6 protein-coding genes and 4 pseudogenes are annotated in these 8,283 nt (G+C 71.2%); 4 read left to right on the top strand and 6 right to left on the bottom strand.

Translation table 11 applies throughout. The annotated features are described in order from the left end of the window. Window positions 1-271 precede the first annotated feature (271 nt). The 5 genes from ABZ641_RS19335 to ABZ641_RS19315 all read right to left on the bottom strand — a co-directional run bounded on the left by ABZ641_RS19335 (window position 272) and on the right by ABZ641_RS19315 (window position 5,436). Entirely contained in the window at window positions 272-2,407 is a 2,136-nt protein-coding gene (locus ABZ641_RS19335) for a SpoIIE family protein phosphatase (protein WP_344626095.1), read from the bottom strand. A 491-nt stretch (window positions 2,408-2,898) separates the two neighbouring features. Then, the gene (locus tag ABZ641_RS19330; RefSeq protein WP_359983267.1) at window positions 2,899-3,264 is read right to left on the bottom strand and encodes a hypothetical protein; all 366 of its coding nucleotides are present in this window, start codon (window positions 3,262-3,264) and stop codon (window positions 2,899-2,901) included. Beyond that, window positions 3,261-3,782 (bottom strand): nucleoside-triphosphatase, encoded by a 522-nt coding sequence (locus tag ABZ641_RS19325; RefSeq protein WP_359983264.1) that lies wholly within the window; start codon window positions 3,780-3,782, stop codon window positions 3,261-3,263. Before ABZ641_RS19325 ends, ABZ641_RS19330 begins: the two co-directional genes overlap by 4 nt. 150 nt (window positions 3,783-3,932) lie before the next feature. Then, window positions 3,933-5,060 carry a CapA family protein gene (locus ABZ641_RS19320; protein WP_344626098.1) on the bottom strand — a complete coding sequence of 376 codons (1,128 nt, stop codon included), beginning with the start codon at window positions 5,058-5,060 and terminating at the stop codon, window positions 3,933-3,935. A gap of 73 nt (window positions 5,061-5,133) precedes the next feature. Further along, on the bottom strand, window positions 5,134-5,436 hold the full coding sequence (locus tag ABZ641_RS19315) for a transposase (RefSeq protein WP_359983270.1): 303 nt from the start codon (window positions 5,434-5,436) through the stop codon (window positions 5,134-5,136). Window positions 5,437-5,587: 151 nt separating this feature from the next. Here ABZ641_RS19315 and ABZ641_RS19310 point away from each other — a divergent pair, with 151 nt between their 5' ends. Beyond that, complete coding sequence (locus tag ABZ641_RS19310) at window positions 5,588-5,809, top strand: hypothetical protein (protein WP_359983272.1); 222 nt, start codon at window positions 5,588-5,590, stop codon at window positions 5,807-5,809. A gap of 248 nt (window positions 5,810-6,057) precedes the next feature. On the opposite strand, the pseudogene ABZ641_RS19305 reads toward ABZ641_RS19310, so the two are convergent. Beyond that, a pseudogene (locus tag ABZ641_RS19305) lies at window positions 6,058-6,282 on the bottom strand (transposase); the annotation flags it as partial. Window positions 6,283-6,607: 325 nt separating this feature from the next. Between ABZ641_RS19305 and ABZ641_RS19300 the strand changes: the two are divergent. From ABZ641_RS19300 to ABZ641_RS19290, 3 pseudogenes are all read left to right on the top strand, one after another. Beyond that, window positions 6,608-6,895: pseudogene (locus ABZ641_RS19300) on the top strand (hypothetical protein); the annotation flags it as partial. A gap of 59 nt (window positions 6,896-6,954) precedes the next feature. Beyond that, window positions 6,955-7,197, top strand: a pseudogene (locus tag ABZ641_RS19295) (transposase); the annotation flags it as partial. Between the two features lie 990 nt (window positions 7,198-8,187). Further along, window positions 8,188-8,283: pseudogene (locus ABZ641_RS19290) on the top strand (acetolactate synthase); the annotation flags it as partial.

Genomic DNA, 8,283 nt, shown 5'->3' with positions numbered 1-8,283 from the left:
CTTCCGGCCCGGCCCCGGGCCGTCGGCACCACGGTCCCATCTGCCGCACCCCCTGCGCCTCGTCCTCCGGAGGGTCATCGACCGTGCGCCCCGAGGACCGGGCCGCTCGGTCGAACAGCGGGGGTGACGGTGAATCACATCGGCATCAAGGAGCTTGACTTGCCTCTTTCGTCCATGCTCGGCGCAGTTTCTTCAGGGGGCGGGCGAAGTCGAGCCGTCGGCGGCCGCGTGGACGGGCGAGTGGCCGAGCAGGTGAACTGTCGTCAGACGGTCAAACCGCCAGCGGGAATTCGCACCAGACGTTCTTTCCGCTGCCGAGCGGCTCCACGCCCCAGCTCCCGCTGAGGGCGTCCACCAGCAGCAGGCCGCGGCCGGAGGTGGCGGTCTCGCCGGGAGTCCGGCGGCGCGGCAGGACGCTGGAGCGGTCCTGGACCTCCAGGCGGATGCAGGGGGCGGTCCCGGCCCGTAGTTCGATGGTGAGCAGTGCGCCCCCGTCGGTGTGGACCAGGGCGTTGGTGATCAGTTCGTCCGCAGTGAGTTCGACGTCGGACGCGAAGTCGGTCGCACCCCACGCGGCCAGGGCCTGGCGGAGCATGGCCCGGGTCTCCGCCAGCCCTTCCGGATCTGCCTGGTGGACGTGCTGGGTCATCTGCCGGGTGGCGCGGGCGCCGGGTCCGGCTGCGCGGTGCAGCAGCAGGAGCGCCACGTCGTCGCTGCTGCCGAGGCGGCTCGGGTCGCCGCCGCAGAGGTGGTCGGCGAGCGCCTCGGTGCCGAGCGGGCCGGCGCGCATGGCGGCGGCGAGCGCTTCGATGCCGTCGGCGATGTCCCGACCGGGGTGTTCGACCATGCCGTCGGTGCACAGGAGCATGGTGTCCGCGGGGTTGAGGTCGAGACGGGTCTCGGGGTAGCCGTCCTGGCCGAAGACCGTGGCCAGGCCGAGCGGCAGGCCACCGCGGACGCCGGCCCAGCCGGTACGGCCGGTGCTGTGCCGCACGAGTGGTTCGAGGTGGCCGGCCCGCACCATGCGCAGGGTTCCGGTCTCCAGGTCGGCGTCGACGTAGATGCACGTCGCGGACCGCTCGGTGTCGAGATCGGCGAGGAACCTGGACGCGCGGGCCATGACCGTGGCGGGAGTGTGCCCCTCGGTGGCGTAGGCCCGCAGAGCGATCCTCAACTGGCCCATGATGGCGGCCGCGTGGCTGTCATGCCCCTCCACGTCGCCGACCACGAGACCCACCCGCCGACCCGGCAGAGGGATGACGTCGTACCAGTCCCCGCCCACCTCGCGTCCGCTGCGGCCGGCGCGGTAGCGGACGGCCACCTCACCGCCGTTGATCTCGGGGATGCGGCGCGGCAGCATGGTGGTCTGGAGCGTGGTCGCGAATTCGCGTTCCTGGTCGAAGAGCATGGCGCGTTGCAGGGACTGCGCGACGGCGCTGCTGAGCGCGATGCAGATGTTGCGGTCCTCGGTGCTGAAGTGGTGCCTGCCCCGGTAGAACAGGCCCAGTGCGCCGATGGTGCGGGCCTGGGCGGCAAGGGGCAGGAAGGCCGCCGCCTCGATCCCCATCTCCTCGGCGTAGGGCAGCAGGCGGGGGTAGCGGGTGGTGAGCTCCTCGCGGGTGCCGACGAACCGCGCGCGCCGGGTGAGCACGGCCTCGGACAGCGGCAGCCCGTCCTCCAAGTGGGTCAGCGACAGGTCGTCCCGGGCCCTGAGCTCCGCGGACGGTTGCTCGGTCACGGCGACGAGGCGCATGACGTCCCCGTCCACCAGCCCGAGGGCCAGCCCGTCCGCCCCGAAGCGTCGCAGCCCTTCGCTGTCGGTCAGCACGTTGGTCACGTCGCGGACGGTGATGGCGCGGGCGAGGGCCTCGGTGGTGGCGCGCACGGAGTCGGTCTGGCGGCGCCGGTCAGCGGCGAGCGTACGCATCCCCTCGGCGTGGGCCAACTCCTCCTCGGCGTTGCGGACGATGCCGACGATGCGGTAGGGGTGCGCCTGCGGGTCGCGCAGGATGCGCCCCTGCGTGTGGGCCCAGCGCAGGGTTCCGTCGCGGCAGACCAGGCGGAAATAGGACGCGAAGGTCAGGTGCCCCTCCCGCAGCGCGAGGGACACGGCGTTGTCGAGCCGCTCGCTGTCCGTCGGCAGCACCCTGGCGGAGAGTGACGCGGGCACTCCGTCGAACTCGTCGGCCCGTAGGTCGAACACTTCCAGGCCGACGTCGTCGAGGTGGTAGGTGCCCTTGTCGAGGTCCCAGTCGAAGCTGCCCATGCCGTTGAGCGCCAGCCGGTCGTTGGCCGCAGTCGGCTCGGTGTCACCGGGGGAGCCCGACGACGGCGAAGGAGCGCGGGCGGACACGGGGAGGGTGATCTCGGGGTCGTGGCCGTCCGGAGACCTGGACGTGTTCGCCATGGCAGGGCTCCCGTCCGATCGATGGCCCGCTGCCGGATCATCCGCGACGGGCTTGCCATCGCCGTGCGGTCACGGAGAGCGGCGTACAGGTGCGGCAACGAGGCGCATGAGTGCTCCGCCGCCGGCGCCGGTCCGTTCCTGGAACGCTTGGTCAGTCTATCCAGGGGGCGACGGCTCGGCATCGACGTGTGGGCCGTGGTTCAGGCCTCGTGCCGGTCCTCCAGGCGAAAGCCGGGCGGAGACGGCAACCGGCACGGGGCGGGCGGAGCAACGAGCACGGCATGCCGGTGATCGCTGAAACCTGGAGAACCCGTGGCTCGACGGGTGCCTGGCTCGCCCTGCGGCAACGGTCGGCGGGAGCGCCACTCTCCCCGGCACCACGGCGCAGGCCTCTCCGGGAGGCCGCGTGGTTGCTCGTCCGGTGCTGCTCGAGGGCGTCGGCCGGCTCTCGGGCGTCCGGTGTCGCCGTGACCACGTGCGTCGTCTCCTGGTCACGGCCGTGACAGGACGAGGGCCAAGGCGGTGAGCACCCCGGAGAGGGCTCCGGCGACGATCCGGCACAGCGGGCGGGCCAGTCCGCACCAGGCCCGCGCAGCGCCACCCGTCACCCGGTACCAGCTGGTGCCGAACGGCAGGGCGAGGAAGAACCACGACGGCGGTGCCAGCTCCCCGGGCCGTTGCGAGCCCTCGCGCGCCCATCGGCGGCACCGCTCCACGCCCCGGCCGGTCCAATCGGCGCACCGGTCGGCGCGCTCGGCCCACCGGTCGGAGGCGGTCAGGAGCCCGGCCCGCCAGTCGTCGCGTCGCCGGAGGACCGCGGCGCCGGCCCGGCCCCGGTGGGGCACCGTGCCGCTCACCGTCCCTCCAGCCGCGTCGCCAGCCGCTCCGGGAGGAGGTCCCGGTTCGCCCGGGTCAGCCGGATCAGCTCGACGTCGGGACGGTGCTTGAGGACGTCGGTGAAGGGGCCGTGCTGTGCGTGCACGGTGGCGACCACGTCCACATCGGCCGCGAACACGGCCCGGACGGCGTCCCGGAACGGGGAGTACGCCAGTTCCATCCGCCCGAGTTCGTCGATGAGCACGAGCGTGCCGGGCTCCAGCGGCCTCGCGAGCGAGGGCACCGCGAGCCGTTCCATCACTCCGGTGTCGACGCCGTACCGTCCGACCTGCAAAGGCCCCGGCAAGCCGATCCGGGCGAGCACACCTCTGTGGCCCGTCAGCGTCTCCAACGCGAAACCGACCCGGGCGCCGCCCTCGCGGATCTCCTCCGTGGTGAAGCCGACGGCCTCCCGGGTGCGCAGCAGCGCCGCCAGCCGGCGGATCGCGGTCGTCTTCCCGCTGCCGGGGCGCCCCTCCAGCAGAATCCTCGTGGGCATCACGTGCTCGGATCGGTCGTCGGCGCTCAGGCCCTCCTACCAGCCTCCCACCCGGATGACGGGCAGGGTCCCCCGAGGGCGGGGCGTGGATCCGCTCGCGGGGGTGCGGGAGGGGGGCGGGAGAGGGGAAGGCCCCGGGAGGTCCTCCCGTCACGCCTCCTTCCCCCGTGCGGCACGGAGCGCCAGCATGCCGTTCGGCCCGGAACCCACGCGTACGCCGAAGCCGCGGCTGATCCGGTCCAGCGTGTCGCGCAGGTGCTGCGAGTCCTCGGAGGAGGCGCGCTCCAGCCGCATCCGGCGAGCCCGTGCGGGTGCCATCTGTACACCGACCAGCTCCCCGCTGTCGGGCTCCACCGCGACGAAGTACAGCAGCCGCAGGTCGTCCCGGTACTGTTCGTGGCCGGCGATGCCCTCGTAGTCGTCGATGAAGTCGCCGCACCCGTAGAGGATCAGCCGTCCGCGGTAGAGCTCGACGGGACGGGGATGGTGCGAGGAGTGCCCGTGCACCACGTCGACACCACCGTCGATCAGCGTGTGCGCGAAGCGCACCTGTTCCCGGGAGACCTGGTAGCCCCAGTTGGAACCCCAATGGACCGAGGCGACCACGGTGTCGCCCGGCCGCCTGACCCGCTGCACCCGGTCGACGACCTCGGCCGCGTCGGCGCTCGACGCCTCGGAGACGACGTGGACGCCGGCCCGCTGCTCGGACGCGGCCCAGCTCGACGGAATCCCGCTGGACGCGGTTCCGAAGGCGAAGACCAGCACTCGGCGGCCGCCGTCGGTTCCGACGATCGCGGGCCGTCGGGCCTCGTCCGCGTCCCGCCCCGCTCCCACCGTCCGCAACCGCGCGCCTGCCAGAGCGGCCAGCGTCTCCCGGAGCCCGGGGACACCGAAGTCCAGCACGTGGTTGTTGGCCAGTACGCAGACGTCGGGCCGGGCCGCGGCCAGACAGGGAATGTTCGCCGGATCCATCCGGTAGTGCACGTCCTTGCCCGGCGCGAAGTCGTCGCTCCGGGTGACGCTCGTCTCCAGGTTCAGCACCCGGACGTCGGGCGCGGCCCGGTCGAGCAGCGCCAGGGCCTCGCCCCAGGGCCACGAGAAGTCGACCGGGCGGGGGATCGGGCCGTTCACGGCCTCCGCCGACCCGACATAGTCCCGCGCATCCCGCACGTACGGCTCCCGCAGCCGCGGAGCACCCGGGTGCGGCAGGATCTGGTCGACACCGCGCCCGAGCATCACGTCCCCGCAGAGGAACAGCGTCACGACGTCGGCGTCCACGCTTCAACGCTAAGCCCTCTCTTTCCGAAGGAGAGGCCTAGCTTGACTCTGTCGGGGATCTTGGTTGCCTTGGTTAGCTTACGGCTCGCCAGGAACGGAGGCGCGGGGTGCCTTGTCGATCGAGGTAGCTCTGGAAGGCGGTCGGCGGCCGTGGGGGTGCTGGTTCTTCCGAAGACTGTCGGCTGAGGCGTTCGATGTTGACGGCGACGGCGGTGAGGACGTGTTGTAGATGGGCCTTGGCCTGCCCGCGGTAGCGACAGTGGCGCATGCCGTGGCCGTGCGCGAACTCGTTGATGGTGCCCTCGATGCCGGACCGGACTGCGTAGCGCTTGTGCCAGGCCGGGTCCTGCTGCTCGGCGCGGTTGCGTAACTGCAGTTCGAAGAGCTCGCGGGGGAAAGCCCACGTTGCGTCCGGCGTCGCGGGCGGTGGTGCACTTGGTCCGGGCCGGGCAGGGCTTGCACCGGCTCCTGGTGAAGCAGGCCATGATCAGTGGGGCGGCGGTGGGCGAGGAGGTCGGGTAGGGGCCGTGCCAGCCGGCGCTGACCTGGCCCTGTGGGGGGCAGGTGACCTGCTGTCGGTCGAAGTCGATGCGGAAATTGTCGCGGGCGAAGCCCTCGCCCCGGCGGTGCTGGTGGGTGGGGTTGCCCGGCAGTGGTCCGACGACGGTGATCCGGTGTTCGCGCATTGCCTGCTCCAGATGGGGCAGGGAGGTGTAGCCGCCGTCGACCAGGTGCTCGTCCGGCCGTAGACTCCGGCGTTCCAGTCGGGTGTGGATGCCGGGCAGGACTTCGATCTTCCAGGGCTGTGCGCACGGCCTCGGTGACCAGTTCGAGGCGGGTCAGGTCGCGCACCGCGGCCAGGAGGTGGGTGGAGTCGGTGCGCTGGGTGGTGCGCGCGGACCAGGCCGGCCTCCTTCAGCAGGGCCAGCGCCAGGTCGAGGAGGCGGTCCGCCCTGTCCTCCTTCGGTAGGCGGTCGCGGAAGTCGGTGAGCACGCTGTGGTGGAAGCCGGGGTCGTCCAGCTCCAGGTCGCGCGCGTATTTGAAGTCGATATGGCAGTGCACCGCCTCGGCGGCATCGCGGTCGGGCAGGCCCAGCAAGAACTGCAGCACACTCACCGCGGCCAGCTGGGCCGGCGAGAGCCCGGGCCGTCCGTCGCGCGGATACCAGTCGGCGAAGTCCTCGTCCCGCCACAGGCCGTCGAGGCGATCACGCACCCACATCGCCGTCGTCCCCCCGGGTTACTGGCCCGCGCCATCCGCGCCGTCAACACTGGAACCTCGACACCCGAACGGGGACGCACCGGCAACTCGCACTCCTCGGCAATCTCACGGGCGATACATCCGCGAGATTGCCGCACCACCATGATCACCGGCAGCCCTATGCCAAGATCCCCGACAGAGTCAAGCTCAGTGCCTGAACGAGAACCGGTGACGGCGGGTGGGCGGGCCAGCCGTTTGTGGGATTGGGCTGTTCGCCGGACGACACAGCAGGGCTCCTGGTAGATGCGGTGGTTGTCTACGCCGTCCGCGCTGGCAGGAGCCCCGTATGTCGTTCTACCCAGCCCAGGCTGTCGTTGCCAACTTCGACTCTGCGCCGGAGTGTTGTTGTCCCGCCTGCCGTTTCGGTCACGGGGCCGACCGCCCGGCACGGCTGCGGCGGTATCCGTCCGACATGAGCGACGCGGAGTGGCTGGTCACTGAGCCGCTGCTGCCGCTGCCGGCCTGGCGGTGGGGCAAGGGCGGTCGCCCGGAGGAGCATGCGGGCGGGTGGTCGTGGACGCGATCCGCTACGTCGTCGACAACGGATGCAAAGTGGCGGGCCCTGCCGGCGGACTTCCCGCCCCACCCGACCGTGCACTCCTTCTTCGTCCGGTGGGACGGTCCCAGGCGGTGGACGACCTGCACGATGCGCTCCGGGACCGGCTGCGCGAGCGGGACGGCCGCGACCTGGAGCCGAGCGCGGCGATCGTCGACTCCCAGTCGCTGCGGGCCGCCGAGACCGTCGGCGCCGCCGGCCGCGGTTGGGACGCGGGCAAGAAGGTGAACGGAACCAAGCGGCATGTCGCCGTGGACACCCTCGGCCTGCTCCTGCTCGTGCTGGTCACCGCCGCGAGCGTCCAGGACCGCGACGGCGCCCGGCACCAGCTGGCCCGCCAACAGCGCTGTCGGATCGGCGAACAGCCGCCGACGCAGGAATCCACGCAGTCGGCGAACGTGCCTTCGTCGGCAAGAGGTTCGTCAGGTTCTGCGACGCGTGCGGCACGAGGACCGATCTCATCAGCTGCCTTGCCGCTGCTCCCACCCGCGGCCCGAAGGGGTGACCCGCTCGTCCGATCCGGACGTTCTTGCGACGTGAACTCGACTTCGGTGGAGCTTGGTTGAAGAGCGGTGAAAGGGAGTGGGCAGGCTGGCGGGCTTCAGGTAAGAGGCTGTCCGGAAGGAATTCGCAATTCCGCCGCCTGGTCATATTCGGTGAGCGGATGGCCGGTTTGGAACGTCTTCCGATGGGTCGGCATGTCCGGTGATGCACGGCCAAGTTCGTGGTGATACCGATAGATTCGCTCGGCCGATCTGTGATGGGCGTCGCCCGCGCTCGGCTCCCTGGTCCCGACGTGGTCCGGGGTTAGCGGCGAGGTGGTGCGCCTGTCCGCCGAGTGTTTCCGGGCCCTCTGGGCCGCAAATCGCAACACAGAGGAAGGCTGCTGCATGAATCGCCGATCACTTCGAAGTTCCCGGATCAAGACCATGGCTGCACTCTCCATGGGCACGCTCTCCGCAATCGTCAACATCGCCTCGGCAACGGACGCGGTGGCCGGGACGATCGAGAAGTCCGCCACCCGTCCCATCCATGCCGCACCGGTCCCGGGACCGCACGGTGCTTTGAGTGCTGACTTCGCCTTCACGGGCAGGCAGCTGCCTACGGGCAGCGACAGATCCATGGACGACGTGTGGGACGCCATGGATTCCCGCTGGTGGCCGATGCACGGTGCCCAGGGTCCGCAGGGCCCCCAGGGGGATGTCGGCCCGCAGGGTCCACAGGGTGATGTCGGCGCCCAGGGTGCGCAGGGCGACCTGGGCGCTCAGGGTCCGCAGGGTGATGTGGGTGCTCAGGGTGCGCTCGGTGCTCACGTCACCTGGCTGATCGTGGACGACGGGGGCTACGGCATCCTCCGCGAGTACATGACGGACACCTTCGGCGAGGCCACCGCGACCGAACTCGCC

Origin of the sequence: Kitasatospora sp. NPDC007106 (assembly GCF_040634455.1) — a bacterium.
Lineage (GTDB): Bacteria > Actinomycetota > Actinomycetes > Streptomycetales > Streptomycetaceae > Kitasatospora > Kitasatospora arboriphila.
The sequence above is the reverse complement of the archived record's forward strand: the minus strand, read 5'-3'. Positions and strand labels throughout refer to the sequence as shown.

Bases quoted from the DNA above. Each gene is read 5' to 3' on its own strand.
- ABZ641_RS19335 (WP_344626095.1), bottom strand. From the start codon at position 2,407: ATGGCGAACACGTCCAGGTCTCCGGACGGCCACGACCCCGAGATCACC.
- ABZ641_RS19325 (WP_359983264.1), bottom strand. From the start codon at position 3,782: ATGCCCACGAGGATTCTGCTGGAGGGGCGCCCCGGCAGCGGGAAGACG.